Below are 19,480 nucleotides of genomic sequence, written 5' to 3' on the forward strand. Positions count from 1 at the left end.
TCCCGCGAGTGTCCAGGTTCTGTCTCAGCGATCCGGTTCCATGAAACGGCGTTGGATTTCACAAACCCCAGCTCAGAAGCCTGTACCTGACCAGGTGCCAAGAGCACTGGTCGGCAGCGGCAACCAAGGGACAACCTTGTGATCACCGCTTCCACCAAGGTGATCGGCGCAGACCGTGGGCACACTCTTCAACGGGCTCACGGCAGGTCACGTGCTGCGGCTCCGTGCTCCACCATGGCGGCACCCCGAGCCCTGACGCGTTCCGCAAACTCTTCGGCGGGGGACGTCCCGTCGTCAGCGACATCTTCGGTCGTGAGAGCGAAACGGAGCGGCTACTGCGCCGGCTGCAGTTCCTTCATCGGCCGACGACCTCGCTCGCCACACCCCGCGCTGTGCGGTGAAGCCGCCGGTCCACTGGTACGGCGCTGGACCGGCAGTGCGGTCACGGCGCGGGGCCTCGTCCGGATCTTGGGCTGGCTAGGCTGCTGGTCATGAATCCGGTCATGACCGGCGGTGCGACCGCTGAGCCAGCCGTCCTTGACGCCATGGAGCTGACTTCCGATCCGGGGCTGGAGGCCCGGTTCGCGGAGTCGGCCCACCAGATCCTGTCGCACCTGGTCAGCGGAGGTGCCGCACTGGGCTGGGTCGAACCACCCTCGCGCGATGAGGTGACGGAACTTCTCGACCACGTCTTCTCTGCGGCGCGGGCCGGGGACGCGGCCCTGCGTGCCGCATACCTCAGCCGTCGGCTTGTCGGGTTCGGCTACTGGCTCCGTTACGCCCGACCGACCCATCGGCCACACGCCGATCTGGAGAAGATCGCGGTAGATGCTGGTGCCCATGGTCGTGGCGTCGGTCGGGCGTTGACCGCCGCCTTGATCGCTGATGCCCGGCAGGCGGGTATCGAGGTCCTCACCCTGGACGCCCGTGGCGACAACACCAATGCCCTGCATCTCTACCGGTCGCTGGGCTTCACCGAATACGGTCGTCTGCCCGACTTCGTCGCCGTCGGCGAACGCCGCTACGACAAGGTCTTCTGCATGCTGGACCTCCGCCGACAGGGCTGACCGCTGCCACACACAAAGCCCCGGAGGCAACTCGCCAGTACTTCGCGACCTTTCGTACGCGGTGATCGCGATATGCGTGGCGGGATGGCCTGCTCCAGGTCGAGCCGGTCGAGGAGAAGCGGTCCCGGGGCCGTCAGAACTCTGTCGATCAAGGGGTTGGAAGCGATACACAAGGCGCGCCTGTAGCAGGCGGGAGCGTGGCATTGGACGTCCGCAGCGACCCCGCGGGCGGGACCGATGAGCCGACGAGCCGATGAGCTGGCGGACGATCTGCTCGTGGTCGCGAGGTTCGAGGTGCGGGCTCGTCCATGCGGGGGCGGCGATGACGAGCGCCGTGCAGGGGGCGCGGTCCAAGGGAAGGCCGCCATCTTCCGCCTTGCCGAGGACGAGCAGCCCGCCGCCTCCCCGCTCGGCGCCGATTCGCGGGCGATCTGCTGCGCGAGGACCTGCCGACCGACGCCGCCGCGAACGCCGGGAACCTGATGCTGCAAGGCCGCACGAGAACAATGTCGCAGCTCGTGATTCGACAGATTCTGTCGTCACGACGGTTGATTCAAGCGTGCGAGTCGGCCATTGTGCTTGAAACGCCTTCCTGGGTCGCTGTTCAAGCAGAGGACTTCCGCGCCGTCGCCCGTACCCGAGGACCCCGCATGCCGCACGACGAGTACCGAACGATCGACTTCTTCGCCGAGGACGCGCTTCCCGCACCGCGGGTGACGCCTGCCGAGGCGGAGCGCGTTGGCACCGAACTCCTCGGCCGCTCCGCCCACGCGGAAGCATTGGGCAGCCAGCAGGATGCCAACTTCCTGCTCCGCGCCGACGACGGGAAGGCCCTGGCGATCCTGAAGATCGCCAACCCTGCCTTCGGTGCCCTGGAGACCGAGGCCCAGGACACAGCGGCGGATCTCATCGCGTCGGCCCACCCGGAGCTGCGCGTCGCCACGGTCCTGCGCCACCCCGACGGCTCCCCCCGCCGGACGACGATGGACACCGACGGCGGACCGGCCGTGGTACGGCTGTTGCGCTACCTGCCCGGTGGCCCCCTGTCGGGGCCCCGGCATCTGTCCCCGGGCACCGTTGCGGCCATGGGCACGATCGCCGCGAAGGTCAGCACCGCCCTGCGCCACTACCGGCACCCGGGCCTCGACCGCGTCCTCCAGTGGGACCTGCGCCACGCCGACCGCGTGGTTGCCGGGCTCGCCGAGCACATCGACGGGCACGAACAACGGACCGCCGTGCGAACCGCGACCACCGAGGCCTGGGCTCGGATCCAGCGGCTCGCCGACGTGCTGCCGTCGCAGGCCGTGCACCTGGACCTCACCGACGACAATCTGATCCGCCGACCCTACGCCCCCCTGCCCGTACCCGACGGCATCATCGACTTCGGTGACCTGACCACGAGCTGGGCGATCGGCGAACTGGCCGTATGCCTCTCGTCCGTGCTCCACCACGACGGGGCCGAGCCGCATCACGTGCTGCCCGCTGTCCGCGCCTTCCACGCGATCCGGCCGCTCTCCGCGGCGGAGGCGGAGGCGTTGTGGCCGCTGGTGGTCCTGCGCGCCGCCGGTCTGGTCGTCAGCGGGCGGCACCAGGCCGCCGTCGACGCCGACAACGCCTACGCCACGGCCGCGCTCGCTCGTGAATGGCGCATATTCGAGCAGGCCACCGGGACCCCGCTGCCCGTGATGACCCTCCTCGTCAAGACCGCGATCGGCCTGGACGAGGCGCCCGGGGAGGCCGATGCGCCCGTGTGCCCCCTGCTACGAGACCTCCCGGCCGACCGCGTCGCTCTCTGTGACCTGTCCATCGATGCGGACTCCATGGACCACGGGGCCTGGCTCGACGCCGACGCCGAGGACCGGCTGGTGGCCGACGCGCTCGCCGGCGGTGCGTTCGCGGCCGCCACCGGCTACGCCCGTGCGAGGCTCACACGGACTCCGGCACTCTCGGCCGTCTCCGCCGCCACGGTGCCCACCGGCGTCGACCTGAGGCTGGGCCGGGACACCGTGGCGCAGGCCCCCGTAGAGGGAAAGGTCCTCACCGCGGCGCCGGGCCGGGTGGAGATCGCACACGGCCCGCGGGTACTTACGCTGTCCTTCCCCCGTACGATCCCTCCGCTGGTCTCCTCCGGCACATCGATTCGGGCCGGTGAGGAAATCGCCCACCTCCCTTCCGGGTCCTCGGTCCACGTCGCGCTCCGCGACGCCGGCGGCCCCGATGTCCCTCCCCTCGTCCGCCCGGAGTACGCCGCCGGCTGGCTTGCGCTCACCGCCGACCCCGCGCCGCTCCTGGGCCTCCCGGCCTCCGGCGGAACCGACCGGAACGACCTGCTCGGCCGACGCGGCGCCGTGTTCGCCACCGTGCAGGAGCACTACTACGCCAACCCTCCCCGTATGGAGCGTGGTTGGCGCCACCACCTGCTGTCCGCCGACGGCCGCTCGTACCTCGACATCGTCAACAACGTCACCCCGCTGGGCCACGCCCACCCCCACGTCGAGCGGGCTGTCTCCCACCAGCTGCGCCGGCTCAACACCAACTCGCGATTCCACTACGCCTCGGTGGTGGAGTTCACCGAACGCCTCGCGGCCCTCCTCCCCGATCCTCTGGACACGGTGTTCCTCGTCAACTCCGGTTCCGAAGCGGTGGATCTGGGCCTCCGGCTGGCCATCGGCGCCTCGGGGCGGCACGACGTCGTCGCGCTGCGCGAGGCGTACCACGGCTGGACGTATGCCTCGGACGCGGTCTCCACCTCGCTCCAGGACAACCCGAACGCGCTGGCCACCCGCCCGGGCTGGGTCCACACGGTGGACTCGCCCAACTCCTACCGCGGCCGGCACCGCGGGCCGGACGCCGCACGCTACGCGCCCGAGGCCGTCGCGGTGATCGACGAACTGGCCGCCTCCGGCCGCCCTGCAGCGGCGTTCATCGGTGAGACCTTCTACGGCAACGCCGGTGGCGTCGCCCTGCCCGACGGCTATCTGGCCGAGGTGTACGCGGCGGTGCGCCGTCACGGCGGTCTGGCCGTCGCCGATGAGGTCCAGGTCGGCTACGGCCGCCTGGGGCACTGGTTCTGGGGCTTTGAGCAGCAGCACGTCGTACCCGACATCGTCTGCGTCGCCAAGGCCATGGGCAATGGGCATCCGCTCGGCGCCGTCATCACGTCCAAGGCGGTCGCCGACCGGTACCGCGACCAGGGCTATTTCTTCTCCTCCACCGGCGGCAGCCCGGTCTCCAGCATCGTGGGCCTCACCGTCCTGGACACCTTGCGCGACGAGGACCTCCAGGGCAACGCGGTACGCGTCGGCAGGCACTTGAAGCGCCGACTCGAAGCTCTGGCCGACCGCTACGGCGTCATCGGCGCCGTCCACGGATCGGGCCTGTACCTCGGCCTCGAACTCGTCAGGGACCGCACCACTCTGGAACCCGCGGCGGAGGAGACCGCCGAACTCTGCGACCGCATGCTCGACCTCGGCGTGGTCGTCCAGCCCACGGGGGACCACCTCAACATCCTGAAGATCAAGCCCCCACTGTGCATCGACACCGCCGCGGCCGATTTCTTCGCCGACATGCTCGACCTGGCCCTCGTCCAGCTCGGCCACGGCCCCACCCGGTGACACCGGACTCGATGTCGGCGCTTCGCGATGCGGAGCCGAGGCGATGCTCGGTCTGCCGGCCGGCGACCCTGCCGAACCACCGTCCCCGACCTCGTACGCCGGCCGCCCGCGTCGCCGACCCCCGCTCACCCTCCATCGCATCGGCCGAGCTCTGCAAGGGCATCAGCACTCTGCTGCTCGACGAGGTGGACGCCGAGCTGGGCAGGCTCGACAACGACGATCTCCTCGCCGCGGCTCGCGCCGCCGACAGCGGCGCCCGGACGAGAGCAGGGGCTGTACCAAGTCCTCACGTACTACACATCCGCGACCTGGTGGTCGAGTTCACGGGCGGCACGACCGTGCACACCCTCACTCAGGGCCTCATGGCCCCGACCGCGACCGTCGCCGCGGACCAACCCTCCGTGCGGCACCGGCCCCGCGGGCCTCGCACCGGCTCCCGCTCGGGCTCCTGTCGGCGGAAGCACGTCGCGCCGACCGGAGAGGAGTCGTCAGCGGTGGGTATAGCTGCGCGGTGGCGTTCTCGGCCTGTCCGGGTGAGCGGCTTCGCCGTCGGCGGCACGCCTGCCTCCGACAGCTGACATGCAGATCCAACCTTGAGCACCCTGGAGAAAAAGGGAACATGATGGACACCATTGTCGTCGGCGCGGGTATCGCCGGCATCACCGCAGCTCGACTGCTCCACGCCGCAGGACGACGAGTGGTCGTGCTTGAGGCGCGAGACCGCGTCGGCGGGCGGGTCTGGACGGACCGCACTGCAGGGTTCTCCGTCGACCGTGGAGCCTCATGGATCCATGGCCTCACCGGCAACCCACTCACGGAAGTTGTCACCGCGCTGGGCATGGAGACACGCGAGTTCACCGTGGGGAGCTTCCAGGCCGGTGGGCGGCCGATCGCCGACCACGACGAATCGCAGCGCCTGCTGGACGACGACGCGACACAGAGGTGGACGGTCGACGTCGACACGGCAGATGACCTCTTGCAGCGCACCGTCGCGACGTCCGGCCCCGACGAGAGTTACGCCACCGTGGCCGAGCGTGCCCTTGCCGCGACCGGATGGGAGCCAGAACGCGCTGAAAGGGTCCGTGCGTTCTATCGGCATCGCACGGAGGAACAATGCGGCGCGGAGATCGAGCAGGTCGCCGCTCACGCCCTCGACGAAGACGCCATCGAAGGTGAGGAAGTGATCTTCCCGGGTGGCTACGATGTGCTTCCCCGGGTCCTCGCGGAAGGCCTCGACGTGCGTTTGGGAATGACCGTGACCGCCATCACCAGGTCGGCTACGGGGGTGCGGGTCGACACGGAGGACGAGTCCTTCGACGCCGCCCAGGTGATCGTCACAGTGCCGTTGGGCGTGCTCAAAGCAGGGACGATCGAGTTCACGCCCACGCTGCCCGAGGCCATTGCGGGACCGGTCGCTCGGCTCGGAATGGGCGTGTTCAACAAGGTCTTCCTTCAGTTTCCGGACCGGTTCTGGCAGGACGACGTCTACGCGATCCGACAGCACGGCCGCGCCGGGGTCCCCTGGCACTCCTGGTACGACGTCTCCGTGGTGAGCGGCAAGCCGATGCTGCTGACCTTCGCCGGCGGTGCTTGGGGGCGGGAGATCGAGCAGATGACCGACGAAGAGGTGGTCTCGTCGGTGCTCGGCTCCCTCCGCGAGATCTACGGCGACTCCGTCCCCGAGCCCGTGGCGCACTGGATCACACGCTGGGGTACCGACCCTCTCGCCCTCGGCTCATACTCCTACGTCGCCGTCGGCTCCTCGCACGACGATCACGATGCGATGGCAGGACCGGTCGACGGCGTTCTCCACTTTGCGGGAGAAGCAACCTGGGGGCGCGATCCAGCCACCGTCCACGGCGCGCTCCAGTCAGGGTGTCGCGTGGCTGAGCGTATCCTCGGCTCACCGATCTCCCTTGCCGAGCTCACACGGGGCGTGAACCCTTCGAGGTGACGCAGCAGGGTCCGGCGGCAGGACTCGCGATCACGGCTCCTCGGGCTCGACGCCCCGTCAAGTCTCGGTGCCCGGGGGCGGACCGCCGGCACCCGTGACAGCAGACACGCTCCTCGGCAGCTCGTACCTTCAGGCGTGCAGGGCAACCGGTCCCACGGCAGCTGCACGGGTGCCGAACGCCGTCCGCGGTATGGATTGCACCAGCCCCTGGCTCGTCGCGGGGGCGTGTGCCGACTCGCAGTGGGGGCAGTGTGACCCGTCCACGGTCCGGCGGCGGTTGCACGAAGGGCACAGTGGCCGGACGGCGCACTCGGCAATCGGCTTTGGCTTCGGCCCCGGTACTCGACGGAGGGCAGGCCGCCTTTGATTCGAGCGCATGGATGCATCATTGTGCTCGAAACAGCTGTACGGCTTGCCGCCTACGCAAAGAGAGAGGTGCTTCGTGGACGAAATCGACCAGGCGATCCTGCGGGAGCTACAGGTCGACGGCCGCATTCCCTACTCCGATCTCGGGCCGAAGGTGGGACTGTCGCCCTCGGCCGCGAGGCTACGGCTGCAGCGGCTGGTCGACAGCAAGGCGGTCCAGGTCGTCGGAGTGACCGATCCGATGACCATGGGGCAGCAGACCATGGCTCTTCTGGGCCTGCGCGTCGACGGCGATCCCCGAGCGGTCGCCGATGAACTGTCCCGGCACGACGAAGTCGTGTACACGGTTCTGACCGCAGGGAGCTTCGACCTGTTCGCCGAGGTGGTGTGCGGCCGGCCCCACGATCTCCTCGACTTCATCAACGACGTCGTACGCGCCGTCGAGGGCGTCGCGTCCGTGGAGAACTTCCCCTACTTCGCGATTCACACCCACCGCTTCTTGTGGCACAGCAACTGAGCTTATTCGTTAACTCTTCAACTGTTTTAGAGTGATGAGGGTCTTTATCGCGACGGACGGTTCTACCCACGTCGTAGCGTGGTGCCCGGCATCTGTCCCTCGTGCCGGAAGGCCCTCCGGGGCCGGGCCCGCGCGGGTGTGAGCCGGTGCGGTGCAGCCGACTTCTGGCGGGCGAGCCGGAGCCAGGTGTAGGTGGTGATGATCAGCCACGTCCACCGGTCCGCGGCCTCCGACTCCCGCAGCCGGGGCCGGGCCAGCCCAGGGTCTGCTTGAACATCCGGAATGTGTGCTCCAGGCCGAACCTGCGCAGGAATGCCCGCCAGACACGGTCGACGTCCACGCCCGTGGCGCCGGGCTTCGAGAACCACAACCACGCCGCCGGGGCCACCCGGTCCTTCGACAGGTGCTCGCCCGCCAGGCGGATCAACGTACCCTCGACAGGCGGAAGTTCGCGCTCGTGGTCCAGCGAGGCAGCCCGATGGGTCAGCCGCGGGTGGACCCGCCCCATGCCTGCGCGGTGGACTTGCCGTAGTTCGCCGTGGCCGTGCGAGTGGTGACGGCCGGCTCGGGCCGATCCCTGGGCTCGGCAAAGCGGAACTCCGACCCGTGCTTCGGCGACCGGCCGCCCTTCGGTCGTAGACGCGAGGCGGCTTCGGCAGCCGCATCGCCCGGTTCCCGCGGACGCGGCCGACCAACTCGCCGGGCAAGTCCCGCAGCCCCCAGACCAGGCGGGTGGTGTCGTAACCGGCATCGGTCACGACGGTGATGTCCGGTTCTCCAGGAGCCCGCTGGCCTGCTTCGGTGACCGCTCGACGACACCCCGGAGCTGGGCGCCGGTCACCGCGGGTGGCATCACCGGTAGGACCGAGCCGGACGGCTTCCAGGATCTTCGTCCAGGACGTGGCGCCCATCTCCGGCACGGCAACGAAGGAGTACGGCCAGCCGTGAACAGACTGCGGTGCCGTTCTGGCCCGGCCGTAGACGTGACAGAACAGCCGGTCCGGAGAACATGGCGTATCCGACCGCAGCCACGGCGACACATCCATGGCCGGCACCAGACACCCCTCCCGGAACCGCGGTAACGGCAGCCCGGCCGATGTCGATCCGCCCCGCCTTGAGGCCGTCGCACATCGCCCCGTGCCCACGCCGGTGCTCGGCCGGCAATGTCGGCTCAACCTCCAGCTCCAGGAGCACACAACACCGCGTCCGCCAGCTCGAAAAGCTCATCACCTCGTGCGGTCTGACACGATTACAACTCGTTCCGGAAGATGGACAATTCAGCGAAAACCTCCCCTGAAGCAGTTTCAGGCAGCAGACTCATCCTCACGGCCTTCGTCGTAGTCAGTGCACCTTGATCGGAGCGCGTGATCAGATGAAGGCCGCCTCAGCGTCCGGAAAATACCCAGGTGAGCGGCCCAGTTCGACACCGAACCCGCCCCGATGCCAACAGCCGGGGATGAAGCCGGCCAACCAACTGGCCGAAACCCTATGCATCCACAGCGCCTTGCACGAATCGCCGGAGGTGCACTCGCACGGCGTCGGGCCGCTCCAACCAGGGCTCGTGCCCGGCACCATCAATCCGCGTCAGCGGAAGATCGAGCCGAAGCGCGAGTGTTTCAAGAGCCGACACAGGACGGGGATCGTCAGCCCCGCCGAGGAGTTCTGCTCGCGCGGGAAGACACGCACGCAGCTCGGCAAGGTGATCACCAAGCGGGTCCGCGCGTCTCTCCTTGCCGAGTTCACCGTTCATGGCCCAGTTGATGGGACGACGCCGCCGGGCACCCTGCGCGGCCCAGTGCCACCCGCGTTCGGGATCGGCATGGTCGGTGAACCATGCCAGCGTAAGCAACTCGACTTCCTGCTCCTCCGAGCGGCACGGCAACTCCTCCAGCAGGCGAAGCCGCTTCTGTTGTGCTGCAGACATGCGGCGATCGCGCTCCGCCCGGTCCCCAGTACGCCAATCACCGACGAACGGCCCGCACATCAGCAGCATCGCGGCAACTCGGTCAGAGTGCGCCAGGCAGAACCGGCTTGCCAGGTCGGTGCCGTAGGAATGCCCAATCAGCACGGCGCTGGGCACGTCCCATGAGTCGAGCAGCTCGGCGAGATCGTCAACATGCCGGGCGAAGGAATGGTGGCCCCGCCACGGGGATTGGCCCGTGCCGCGCTGGTCGTACCGATACACAGGCACGAGGTCCGCGACCATGGGGGCCACATCGCCCAGATAGTCCGGCAGACCCGGACCGCCATGGAGCATGACCACGGCCGGCTGCCGAGTCGTGTCCCCCATCGCTGTCCAACGCAACTGCGTCTCGTCGGTCATCGACACAAGACCCTGCGTCTCCATTAATGTCATCGCGAAGAGCCTACTTGCGCCACCGAGACTCCACCAAAGGTTAAAGAGCAAGCTGAGTGCCGCGAGCTCGCCGGACCGCTCGTTCTGTCACACCTACAAGCAGGGGATGAACGAGCGCTGGATGATCCCAGCCGACCGTACTCGTTCGTCGCCGCTCTGAAGACTGGCCACACTTCCTGGACCGCGGCCCTGGACGCCGTCTGCCAGCCGGGTTGTCAAAGTCAAACAATGGCTCGCGACGGCGCGGCCCGAAGGCTACATCAGCCCCAGCAATATCTCCCGGTGCGGTACGCTCTCGCGGCCCACGGCCGGTGACGGCGTCCGCGAGGGGCGCAGCCAGGTTTCCGTTGTATGTAGTGTGCGGAAATGACAAGAAGCGAACGACTTGCGGACCAGCTGGACTGGCACTGGCACAAGAACCTGCGGCCTCGGCTGCACGGTCTTGCCGATGAGGAGTACTTCTGGGAGCCGGTGCGCGGCTGCTGGAGCATCCGCCCACGAGGTACGTCGGCCGCACCGATGTCGGCAGGTTCGGGGGAATGGACGATGGACTCCGCGTCCCCTGCGCCGACGCCGGCGCCGGTGACCACGATTGCTTGGCGGCTGGCGCACATCATCGTCTCCTGCCTGGGCTATCGGGTCGGATGGCACTTCGGTGGCCAGGACGTCGACTCCCAGACATTCGCCTACGCGGGGACCGCTGACGAGGCGCTAAATCAACTCGATGAGATGTATGGGAGATGGAACGCGGGGGTCCGCGAGCTCTCGGACGCTGACCTGGAGAATCCGCCCACGGTGGGTCCCGAGCGGTTTCCCATGGAGGGCATCGTTCTGCACGTCAACAGGGAATTGATCCATCACGGCGCCGAGATTTCCCTGCTGCGCGACCTCTACCGCTGGCAGGACGGAGCCGTACCGCGCCGAATATGACTCTCCGGTAACCGGCTATCGCGCTTGGGAGACCTACGTGGACTCCGTGACGCTCCATGGCTGCGAGCTTCAGTGAAGCTGCGCCCTCTTGAAGTAGCTGGTCAGGATGGTGGCGTGAGAGTCGTTCGGGGTGGTCATGCTGGTGTTGGGCGGAGGTCTCGGGTCTAGGTCATCTGTCAGCGGGCTCCTTCGAGGTTCGTCAGGACGAACAGGGCGCGCAGCAGGCCGGTCGCGCGGGCGGGGTCGGTGCGGAGCTTGGTGAGGATCTGCCAGTTCTCGAAATGGGCGAAGTCGTGCTCGACTTGGGCGCGGGTGGCCTTGAAGCCAGTGACGACCACGGGGTCATCCGGGTCGCCGTCCGGGCCGCGGAGGCCGAGATCGGCCAGGGCGCCGAGACCGACGGCGCGCGGGTAGGACAGAATGCCGTCACGGCGGGCGGCGGTGATGTCGCGAGTGCGGCCGAGCCGAGCCGCGGAGATCCAGATCATCCGGCCCCGTTCATCGGTCAGGGCGAGGACGTGCAGGCCGTGGCGGTGGTGTTTGCCGGAGTAGTTCGGCCGGTTCGCCGTCCCGGTGCGGCGCTGGGTGGGGATCAGGGTGCCGTCGGTCGAGACGACCTCGCCGCCCCGCCGGGCAATCTTCTGGCGCGGTCCAGCCGTGGGGCCTTGGCGGCCAGCAAGGTGATCTGCTCGTCGCGCCAGCGCCGGATGGTGGTGGCAGAGACGTCGTTGCCGCCGGCCATGTCGGCCAGGCGCTGATCGTGCCGCAGCACGGCCAACACGATGGTCGCGATCCTCCCGGCCGGCAGTGCCCGCCACCTGGACCGTATCGACTTCAGGTGGCCGCGCAGCAGATCGGCGAGGTAGTTCGCGGCGCGCGTGGACAGCGGCAGGCCGCGCTGGTAGACCAGGGACACGGTGTCCCCGGCATGCTTATTGGTTTTCGTCACACAATTCCAACAGCCGCCGGGAGCACCTTGGTTACGCCCCTGCCGTCCGTGCGGGCCGGTCACGGGCGGACGGTGAACTTCCCGTCGGGCCGTTTGTGCAGCCAGCCGCAGTCGGCCGGCTTCCCGCGCAGTGGCTCCACCTTGCCCCGCACCCCGGTGTCCACGCCCAGCGCCTCGCCGATCTGCCGGGTAGTGACCGGATTGCTGGCCGCCTGCACGGCAGCCAGGATGCGCTGATACTCCGCCGGCAACGCGGACTCCAAAACCAGCACCCGAACGACCCTCACGCCACCACCCTGATCAGCTACTTCAAGATGGCGCAGCTTGAGTGGACTTCGGGTGACCACGACGTCCTGATCGTGCTGGACACCGGATATGACGCACCGTGCATCGCCCACCTCCTGAGCGGGCTGCCGTCGAAGTTCTCGGACGGACACGCTCGGAGCGTGTGATGCGTCGGCCGATCCCGCCCTGCGTCTGCGACCCCGTCACCGCATATTGCGTAGCTACTGCCGCAAGGACGGTCCCGGCCTCGCGGGCAAAGAGGACAGTTGCGTGATTCGTCGCCGAAGGACACGTCGACGAGATCAGGATGCTCAAACGCCATATGTTCGGCCGAGCCGACTTCCAACTTCTCGGAAGAGAATACTGCTGTCCGGACTCAGTGTTTCTGACGCTCGGATGACAAGGTGGCTGGACGATTCAACGCGTACACGGTGACAGGGCTGCCGTCCAGCTTGTCTTGCCGACGCGGTGAGAAGCCGAGTCGCTCAGCCACCTTCACCGAAGGCAAGTTTCCCGGCCGCATGAGCGCAGTGAAGTACTCGACTTCGAGCGTGGCAAAGCCCCAGTCCAAGCAGGCTTGAGCTGCTTCGGTTGCGTATCCGTGCCCCCATTGCTCTGCTCTGAGGGTCCATCCCAACTCGATTTCGTCGAACTGCTGCCAGTACTGCAGGCCGCTTCGGCCGATGAACTCGCCGCTCGACCGAAGCTCCACGGCACACAGGCCATGACCCCGTTCAGCCCACTGCCGCTCGACTTCGGCGAGCCGTTCCAGTGCCTGCCGCTGAGAGAAGCTTCCAACGAATCGATTGACTCTCGGATCGGCATGGAGTTCGACGAACGCACGAACGTCCGAGGTCTCAAGAGGTCGCAGAGAGAGTCGCTCTGTCTGAATCACGCCTCCGAGCATAGATCTTGCTGCTATTCGGACTGAAGAAGTTCAGTCGAGTCACACAGAATGTCCTCGTCACGGAATGTGTGCCAGAACCTGAGTTCTGAAGTCACCGGGACCCTTGCCTGAGCAGCCCTCACAGCGGGTGCTGGATGTGTGCCGCCGGACGGCGCCCGGCTCGGACTGCAGGATGAGGTGGTGGCCAACGAGGGGGTCAGTGTGCCGCGTCACGACGATGTCCCGTTCCGCGGCCGACCAGGGTGAAGATGACCAGGGCAACCGTCGCCGCGGCCCCCGTGGCCAGCGCGTCCGCGACGTACCGGTCCATGCCGGGACGTAGGGCGTCGACGAGCCCGAACAGTACGACAGCCCCAGCGAGGCCGGCCGCGACCGCGGCCTGCCAAAAGCGGTGGCGCGCCCAGAACCACTGGACAAGCCCCATGCCGATGAGGGGCGCAACGGGCAGGCGCGGCTCGTCGAGGACGGCGAGCACGCCGTACCCCAGAACGCTGACCACCCAGCAGGCAACGGCCACGAGCGCCGCCTCACTCCATGGGACGGCTCGGTTCACGCCTGCCTCCCCTCATTCATGGCCCGGGCCCGACGCCGCTCCCACCGCCAGGACACGAACGCCGCCAGGATCGAGCCGACCACCAGCGGTCCGGCGACCCAGCGGATCGCGCCCGCCGACCGGCCCGGCTCGCCGCCGACCATCAGGGTCACGGACTGGATGGTGAGGCAGATCCCCAACAGCACATAACCGAGCCCCCACGCACGGACCGCCCATGCAGGTCCATGGATCGGCTGCGGTGACCGGCGCGGCCGGAGCACGGCCCGCCATCCCAACCACATGCAGCCCAGTCCCAAAGCCACGGTAAGCACGTCCACGGCCCTGTCGAACACCTCTGTCACGCTCACGAGCACCCTCGCCTTCCTCCCCTCGCATCCGGCGGACCCCAGAATGCCAGGCCCCGGCTCATCATGATGACCACCCGGACGCGGCCCCTCACCTGCCGGGCACGGCAGACGGCCTGCACGACTGCTTTCCGGCATCCGGCAATATGACCACCCTCACGTCACTGCTCAGGTCTCGATGTTCGCGTCGACCGACAGCACCACGACGTCCGCAATCGACGGGAACAACAACTCCTCCAGCCGGATCCGGATCTCATTCACAGCCACGAACTATCGGCGCAGCAGTGGCCGTTGCCGTCGCGGCCGTCGGCCCGGAGACCGGGTTCGTCGACGGCTCCGACGCGCTCTACCGGATCATGAGCAGGGCAGCCAAAAGTTGTCCCGTAAGTGATGGTCGAGGCAGGTAGGGCATGACCGTCCCGTGTCCGCTGTAGCGAAGTCGCAGTGGCAAGATGACGGCTTCGACCATCCTGAGAGGCCATCCTCGTGCCCACGCCTGCCGACTACCTCGTACTGGCGCACGCCGAGAAGGACAGCTTTGTCCTGCAGCGTCTCGTGCGGTGTCCGTACCCGTTCGTCTGGCAAGCCCTGGCCGCCAATCCCTACACTCCGCCCGAAGCTCTCCAGGAACTGAGTACGGCCCGGGACAGTGTCTGGAACGACAACAGGCTTCTTCGCCTGCTGGCAGAACACCCCGGCGCGAACTCCGTGGTTCTTCGAGCTGTCCTCGAAGCCGTTGCAGCGAAGCTCGAGGAGGGCGAACGACCCTACGCCGCCGTACTCGCTCTCGCCGACCGGCTGGAACTTGAGGTGAACGAGGTGCGCAGGCTCGGAACCCTTCGGGGTGCCTCTGCTCGTCTGCGCCACCGGCTCAACCTGCGGCTGAGCGTCCGCATCTGAGTCAACCCTCCGGCATGGTTGAGATGATCTCGGAATGACTGGTGCGATCTCGGCGTGGGAGTATTCCTGGATAGCTCCGTTCACTGGGCTTTGCCCCGCGCTTCTTCGGTAAGTACAGGTACTGGGACTACGGCAACCGGGCCGCCTCCGGCCGCACCTCAACGGCCTGATGCGACCTCGACGCGAAGGTCATCGCAGCCCAGCGCCGCACGTCATGAACCTTCCCCCGAGGGGTCCAAATGCCGCGAGCCGACGAGTCGCGGCGGCCATTCGCAGCGGCAGCGGCGGACCGAGGAAAGGCCGGATCGTGGAAGGGGGCGACCATGCAGCGGTCGGGCACAGCCCCTGCGCCGCCGTTCCCCGCCGGTGCTGTGCCTCATCAGGATCGCATGCGCTATAGTCGATCTTGAAAGTTCGCCGCAACTCGCGGTGACTCTCACTGCGTTGGTGGTCCAAGGAAAGACGCCCCGCTTCCCGCGGGGAAATGCAGGTGCAAGGCCTGCCCAGCGCTCACTCACGAGGCCCTTCCCTCCGCCAGGGAAGGGCCTCGTCACGTTCCCCTGATGCAGCCTTCGAAGAGCGTTGCCGACAAGGCCGGCCTGGATCGGCGCCTCGACATGGGCGAGGAGTTCCAGGGGGAAGGCGCGGCGCTCGATGTGCGGGCGACTTCGGCAGTCGCCGGTCGCCGGGTCCGGGTGCCGCAGAACGTCCCAGCAGATGCAGGAGACCAAGTACCGGCCCCCGGGGCGCGGGCCCGGGTCACGGGTGATGCGGCCCGTGACTGCGCGGCCGCGGAAATCGAGTCGGTCATCCCACCAGATCACCGCCTCCCCGTCCAAAACCGTGCCGGGGCGCAGTGCCATGCCGGCTGCGGCCGGGTCCTTCCAGTGCGGGGTGACGAATCCGCCGGACCGGGCGCACAGCACGACGTTGTCGTCGGCACGGCGCACAGCACGGTTCTGCGACCTTCCTTCTCCAGACTTGGCGGTGTCTCATGAGACACCGTGATCAGACTGCGGGCCGGACGCACACCCATTTCCAGGTGGGGCCGTGCGACCGGTCACCGTCTTCGTCGTACTCGACCGCACCCCCGAGGACGGGTCGGCTCATGGCCCGCGCCAGATGTTGGCGAAGGCTGCGTTCTCGATGGTCCGCCTCTGGCGTACGGCTTCCAGTTCCATCACCGCGTCGTGAACCGCAGCCACCACGGTCGTCACCGCCTCGTCATCGAGGCCGGTCTCATCGTCGGATCGTTCGTCGTCGATGCCCACGACCGAAGCGAGTGCGGCCAGGACGGGTTCCTTCTCTTCCCAGCGGTCGGCTGCGCGGCGGCGCGCGGGCGTATCGACCGGTTCCACGCGTTCCGCGCCGAAGGGCAAGCGGCCGCTTCGCTGCGGCTTCAGCTCACCGTTCTCCTCCAGGGCGGCCTGGTACGCGGCCGAGAGGTCTCGGCCCCGGCGCCACAGCCAGTCCTCGATCCGCTCGTAGGGCGCCTGCCGGGTCAGCCCTGCCGCAGCCTCGCCCATGAACCGGTCGTCCAGCGTCGGCGGTCCACCCGGCACGATGCGGTCACCGTCCACGGCGACCGCCCCCGCGCCGATGAGATCGATCAGCTCGGCTCCCGCGAGTGCGAGGGACAGGTCGCCCTGTCCCACGGGATGCTTCAGGTCCATGACGGTGATGAACAGGTCTTTCGCCGTGGTCATGAACGGCTCCCCTCGGAGACGTCGACGAGGTGCGTCCCCACCGACCGTGCCCGCGACCGAGGCCTGCCCGGCGGCGGGGTGACTGTCACGACCAGTATCGCTCCGTCCGAGCGGCCGGAACCATTTCGCAGGGCGGCGGGAGTTTCTGCCGACGGCGTCAGAACGGCGGGTCCTCGCTGTGCTGGACTTCCGAGCCGCTTCGTCCGCCTGTCCGCCGAGCGGCTGCGAACGGCTGAAGCACCGAAGGGCCGAAGAGCCAAAAGGGACAAGATCATCTGGCATGTGATGTTTTCGTACGAGTCCTCCCACTTAGAAGGCTGAGACATGGTGAAGCATCTGGGGAAACGCCGAACTCGGGCTCGTACCACCGGCCCGGCCCGCTCCCGGGCACGCTGCGCCTGCTGCTCCTGGACCTGGAGCCCCCGGATCCGGCCCCGGACCTGACGCGGCTGCCACTCCAGCCACTGGTCCGGCGCCAGTGGAACCCCGGCTCGTCAGGAGCGGCGGTTTGTTGGGGTGCGAGGCGTCCCGAATCCGGTGGGCGCGTCCGGGAGGCGGGACGGGTGCTCGGGACGCTCCGCATCGGGTGCGGCTCCTTGAAGGGCCGGCGGGAATGCGTCACGGCGTACGGCGTCGTGCCAGACGTTTCACCTGGTGCGAACCGAACCCGGCGTGGGCAAGGGCGAGCAGCGTGACGGCCCCCAGCAGCACCGGCGTCGTCGTGACGTGGCCGAGGAGTGTGAGGACGTACGGGGTGAACATGCCGAGGTACGCCGTTGCCCAGAACCAGGCTGTCCAGCGGGCGAGTTGGCAAGGCGGGGCGAGGGCCGCGGTCCGGGTGAGGCCGTAGGTGAGGGCCAGTCCGTAGCCCGCGCCGAGAACGATCGCGGCGAGGAGGGCGAGGGGCTCGTTCCCCGTCGCGGCGGCGACGGCGGCAGTCGCTGTGCCGGCCGCGACGACCAGGAGGCCCGCGGTGGGCGTGGACCGGGCTCGCCGTGCGGTGAGCAGACCGGTACCGGGGACGACGGCCGTCGCGACGCCCGTGAGGATCAGGCCGGTGTGAAGGGTGCCCGGCAGCGTGACGAAGCCGATGGTGGGGGCCGTGAAGACCCAGGGTGCCAGGGGCAGAACCGTACGCCGGAAGCGGTGGCCGGTGTGTTCGTGGCCGGCTTCGGAGCTGTGGGCCGGGACCGATCCGCCCGTCTCCGGCGCGGCCTGTGCGAGCCACCCCGCCGCCGTCCCGAGGACCACGTGCGGGAGGTACGCCGTCACCATCGGCCAGGGTGCCCACTGTGCGATGAGCGCCGCCACGAGGCCGCCCGTCGCGAAGCCGGCGGAGACGAACAGGCCGGGGCGGCGGGGCGAGTCGGAGAGTTCCTTGATCCAGGCACTGCCCGCGGCCAGCAGCGCGCCGGCACTGACACCGGTCAGGAAGCGGCCGGTCAACAGCAGCCAGGCACCGCCCCACGCGCCGCCCACCATCAGGAGCAGGGTGGACAGGACGTTGAGGGCGAGGGCCGCGAGCGCCACCCGGCGCCGTCCTGTGCGGTCCGCGAGCGGGCCCGCGATCAGCAGCGCCGGTATCAGGCCGACGACGTACACCGCGAACAGACCGGTCACCGTGGACTCGGTGAGGCCGAGGTGGCTGCGGTAGGCGCCGAGCAGGGCCGAGAACTGGTTGGCGCTCCAGCCGGAGGCCAGCATGATCCATGCGGCGCGGGCGCCCCGGGTGCCGGTGGCCGCGGGGACGGGGGCGACAGAGGCGGTGACAGGGAGTGTGGTCATACGCCCATTCGTACGTGCCCGACCGTTCGGCCCGCGCCGTACGTTCACGATTCGTGAACGGCCCGCGCCACCTGCCCGGCTCCCCGTTTACCCTGGTCGTATGGTGCTTGACCTGCGACTTCTTTCGTCGTTCCTGGCAGTCGTCGAGGAGGGGCACTTCGGGCGGGCCGCAGCGCGGCTCTTTCTGTCGCCGCCGGCTGTCACCCAGCACGTGCGCCGTCTGGAGAGCCAGGTCGGCGCGCGGCTCCTCGACCGGTCCGGCTCCCCCGTCGTGCCGACGGCCGCCGGCGTGCGGCTCGCCGGGCACGCGCGCACCCTCCTGGACGCCGCGAATGCCGCACTCGACGACCTGGCGGACGTCACGCAGAAGGCTGATGGCGGGCGGCCGCTGCGGGTGGGGATCATGGGGCACGGTTCGGCGGAGCTGACACCCGCGGCCATCAACGCCTACCGGCGGGCGCGGCCCGAGGTGCGGGTGGAGATCCGCCAGCTGGACTTCACGGAGCATGTGACCGCGCTGGTGGAGGACCGGGTGGACGTGGCTTTCGTGCGGCCGAGCCCGGACGACGAGCGGCTCGTCGCGGATGTCCTCACCACCGAGCAGCGGATCGTCGTCGTGCACGAGCGGTCGCCACTGGCCGACGCACGGAGATCCGGGGTCGGCGTCGCGGACCTCGCCGAGCTGCCGCTGTTCAGCGTCCCGGGGCACACCCCGCACTCGTTCACCGAGTATCTGTACTTCGACGACCGGGCCCAGCGCCGCAGCTCCGAGTTCGCCGTCACCCCGCAGGAGGTGCTGACCGGCGTCGTCACCGGTCGGTCCGCGGGCTCTGGCCTGCGCTCGTTCGCGCGGTACTACGCATGGCCGGGCGCCGTCTTCGTACCCGTCCTCGATGCGCGGTGGGAGAGCAGCTATCTCGCGGTGCGGGCCGGTGACGACAACCAGGAGGTACGGATCTTCCGGGCGCTCGCGGTTGCCCTCGCGAAGGACATGGGACCCGGGATCAACTCCCGTCCGCTGGGCTCCGATTGACGAGCGCGTCACCCAGGACACCGGTCCTTTCACCCTGCGTGTCTCCCGCTCGGCCCGCTCTGCCTGCTTCTCGATGCTGCGGAAGTTGGTGGCCCTGTGTGCTCCGTGCCAGTCATGTCGTGGGCACGGGGCATGGCAGTGACGGTGGGAAAACTCGCTCGGGCACCGGAATGGAGGAGCACCCAGGGAAGTGGACGCAGGACGACCGGGAAGC

Annotated in this window: 17 protein-coding genes and 1 pseudogene; 8 read left to right on the forward strand and 10 right to left on the reverse strand. The window is 68.5% G+C overall.

Features of this window, described 5'->3' with window-relative positions; all coding sequences use genetic code 11:
- Positions 1-503: 503 nt before the first annotated feature.
- The 4 genes from AB0D53_RS38430 to AB0D53_RS38445 all read left to right on the forward strand — a co-directional run bounded on the left by AB0D53_RS38430 (position 504) and on the right by AB0D53_RS38445 (position 7,518).
- On the forward strand, positions 504-1,067 hold the full coding sequence (locus AB0D53_RS38430) for an N-acetyltransferase (protein ID WP_362454012.1): 564 nt from the start codon (positions 504-506) through the stop codon (positions 1,065-1,067).
- 650 nt (positions 1,068-1,717) lie between these two features.
- Positions 1,718-4,681 carry an aminotransferase gene (locus tag AB0D53_RS38435; RefSeq protein ID WP_362454013.1) on the forward strand — a complete coding sequence of 988 codons (2,964 nt, stop codon included), beginning with the start codon at positions 1,718-1,720 and terminating at the stop codon, positions 4,679-4,681.
- A 619-nt stretch (positions 4,682-5,300) separates the two neighbouring features.
- Complete coding sequence (locus AB0D53_RS38440) at positions 5,301-6,635, forward strand: FAD-dependent oxidoreductase (RefSeq protein WP_362454014.1); 1,335 nt, start codon at positions 5,301-5,303, stop codon at positions 6,633-6,635.
- 442 nt (positions 6,636-7,077) lie between these two features.
- Positions 7,078-7,518: an Lrp/AsnC family transcriptional regulator gene (locus tag AB0D53_RS38445; RefSeq protein ID WP_362454015.1), complete on the forward strand. Its 441-nt coding sequence runs from the start codon at positions 7,078-7,080 to the stop codon at positions 7,516-7,518.
- 43 nt (positions 7,519-7,561) lie between these two features.
- Here AB0D53_RS38445 and AB0D53_RS38450 read toward each other — a convergent pair.
- Positions 7,562-8,839, reverse strand: a pseudogene (locus tag AB0D53_RS38450) (transposase); the annotation flags it as partial.
- A gap of 165 nt (positions 8,840-9,004) precedes the next feature.
- Positions 9,005-9,874, reverse strand: a complete 870-nt coding sequence (locus tag AB0D53_RS38455; RefSeq protein WP_362454016.1) for an alpha/beta hydrolase — start codon at positions 9,872-9,874, stop codon at positions 9,005-9,007.
- A gap of 366 nt (positions 9,875-10,240) precedes the next feature.
- Between AB0D53_RS38455 and AB0D53_RS38460 the strand changes: the two genes are divergently transcribed.
- Positions 10,241-10,804: a DinB family protein gene (locus AB0D53_RS38460; RefSeq protein WP_362454017.1), complete on the forward strand. Its 564-nt coding sequence runs from the start codon at positions 10,241-10,243 to the stop codon at positions 10,802-10,804.
- Positions 10,805-10,980: 176 nt separating this feature from the next.
- Here AB0D53_RS38460 and AB0D53_RS38465 read toward each other — a convergent pair whose 3' ends face one another.
- From AB0D53_RS38465 to AB0D53_RS38475, 3 genes are read right to left on the reverse strand one after another with little or no spacing between them, the layout of a single operon-like run.
- Positions 10,981-11,505, reverse strand: coding sequence for a transposase family protein (locus tag AB0D53_RS38465; protein ID WP_362454062.1), 525 nt, complete (start codon positions 11,503-11,505; stop codon positions 10,981-10,983).
- Positions 11,397-11,753, reverse strand: a complete 357-nt coding sequence (locus AB0D53_RS38470) for a hypothetical protein (protein WP_362454069.1) — start codon at positions 11,751-11,753, stop codon at positions 11,397-11,399. Before AB0D53_RS38470 ends, AB0D53_RS38465 begins: the two co-directional genes overlap by 109 nt.
- 59 nt (positions 11,754-11,812) lie before the next feature.
- Entirely contained in the window at positions 11,813-12,040 is a 228-nt protein-coding gene (locus AB0D53_RS38475) for a hypothetical protein (RefSeq protein WP_362454018.1), read from the reverse strand.
- Positions 12,041-12,067: 27 nt separating this feature from the next.
- Here AB0D53_RS38475 and AB0D53_RS38480 point away from each other — a divergent pair, with 27 nt between their 5' ends.
- The gene (locus AB0D53_RS38480) at positions 12,068-12,205 is read left to right on the forward strand and encodes a hypothetical protein (protein ID WP_362454070.1); all 138 of its coding nucleotides are present in this window, start codon (positions 12,068-12,070) and stop codon (positions 12,203-12,205) included.
- A gap of 209 nt (positions 12,206-12,414) precedes the next feature.
- Here AB0D53_RS38480 and AB0D53_RS38485 read toward each other — a convergent pair whose 3' ends face one another.
- The 3 genes from AB0D53_RS38485 to AB0D53_RS38495 form a co-directional block, all read right to left on the reverse strand.
- The gene (locus tag AB0D53_RS38485) at positions 12,415-12,933 is read right to left on the reverse strand and encodes a GNAT family N-acetyltransferase (protein WP_362454019.1); all 519 of its coding nucleotides are present in this window, start codon (positions 12,931-12,933) and stop codon (positions 12,415-12,417) included.
- A gap of 208 nt (positions 12,934-13,141) precedes the next feature.
- The gene (locus AB0D53_RS38490) at positions 13,142-13,498 is read right to left on the reverse strand and encodes a hypothetical protein (RefSeq protein ID WP_362454020.1); all 357 of its coding nucleotides are present in this window, start codon (positions 13,496-13,498) and stop codon (positions 13,142-13,144) included.
- Entirely contained in the window at positions 13,495-13,650 is a 156-nt protein-coding gene (locus AB0D53_RS38495; RefSeq protein WP_362454021.1) for a hypothetical protein, read from the reverse strand. The genes AB0D53_RS38490 and AB0D53_RS38495 overlap by 4 nt, the downstream gene beginning before the upstream one ends.
- Positions 13,651-14,328: 678 nt before the next feature.
- Here AB0D53_RS38495 and AB0D53_RS38500 point away from each other — a divergent pair.
- Positions 14,329-14,742, forward strand: coding sequence for a hypothetical protein (locus AB0D53_RS38500; protein WP_362454022.1), 414 nt, complete (start codon positions 14,329-14,331; stop codon positions 14,740-14,742).
- A gap of 1,106 nt (positions 14,743-15,848) precedes the next feature.
- On the opposite strand, the gene AB0D53_RS38505 is transcribed toward AB0D53_RS38500, so the two are convergent.
- Both AB0D53_RS38505 and AB0D53_RS38510 read right to left on the reverse strand, forming a co-directional pair.
- Entirely contained in the window at positions 15,849-16,448 is a 600-nt protein-coding gene (locus AB0D53_RS38505) for a GPP34 family phosphoprotein (protein ID WP_362454023.1), read from the reverse strand.
- A gap of 618 nt (positions 16,449-17,066) precedes the next feature.
- On the reverse strand, positions 17,067-18,233 hold the full coding sequence (locus AB0D53_RS38510) for an MFS transporter (protein ID WP_362454024.1): 1,167 nt from the start codon (positions 18,231-18,233) through the stop codon (positions 17,067-17,069).
- Between the two features lie 100 nt (positions 18,234-18,333).
- Between AB0D53_RS38510 and AB0D53_RS38515 the strand changes: the two genes are divergently transcribed.
- On the forward strand, positions 18,334-19,266 hold the full coding sequence (locus tag AB0D53_RS38515) for a LysR family transcriptional regulator (protein WP_362454025.1): 933 nt from the start codon (positions 18,334-18,336) through the stop codon (positions 19,264-19,266).
- Positions 19,267-19,480: the final 214 nt, after the last annotated feature.

The sequence above is a fragment of the Streptomyces sp. NPDC048295 genome, assembly GCF_040652135.1.
In the GTDB taxonomy this organism is placed as follows: domain Bacteria; phylum Actinomycetota; class Actinomycetes; order Streptomycetales; family Streptomycetaceae; genus Streptomyces.

Excerpts from the sequence above, each read along its gene's own strand:
- AB0D53_RS38430 (WP_362454012.1), top strand. The coding sequence starts at position 504 with ATGACCGGCGGTGCGACCGCTGAGCCAGCCGTCCTTGACGCCATGGAG.
- AB0D53_RS38435 (WP_362454013.1), top strand. The coding sequence starts at position 1,718 with ATGCCGCACGACGAGTACCGAACGATCGACTTCTTCGCCGAGGACGCG.
- AB0D53_RS38440 (WP_362454014.1), top strand. The coding sequence starts at position 5,301 with ATGATGGACACCATTGTCGTCGGCGCGGGTATCGCCGGCATCACCGCA.
- AB0D53_RS38455 (WP_362454016.1), bottom strand. The coding sequence starts at position 9,874 with ATGACATTAATGGAGACGCAGGGTCTTGTGTCGATGACCGACGAGACG.
- AB0D53_RS38460 (WP_362454017.1), top strand. The coding sequence starts at position 10,241 with ATGACAAGAAGCGAACGACTTGCGGACCAGCTGGACTGGCACTGGCAC.
- AB0D53_RS38480 (WP_362454070.1), top strand. The coding sequence starts at position 12,068 with ATGGCGCAGCTTGAGTGGACTTCGGGTGACCACGACGTCCTGATCGTG.
- AB0D53_RS38505 (WP_362454023.1), bottom strand. The coding sequence starts at position 16,448 with ATGACCACGGCGAAAGACCTGTTCATCACCGTCATGGACCTGAAGCAT.
- AB0D53_RS38510 (WP_362454024.1), bottom strand. The coding sequence starts at position 18,233 with ATGACCACACTCCCTGTCACCGCCTCTGTCGCCCCCGTCCCCGCGGCC.
- AB0D53_RS38515 (WP_362454025.1), top strand. The coding sequence starts at position 18,334 with ATGGTGCTTGACCTGCGACTTCTTTCGTCGTTCCTGGCAGTCGTCGAG.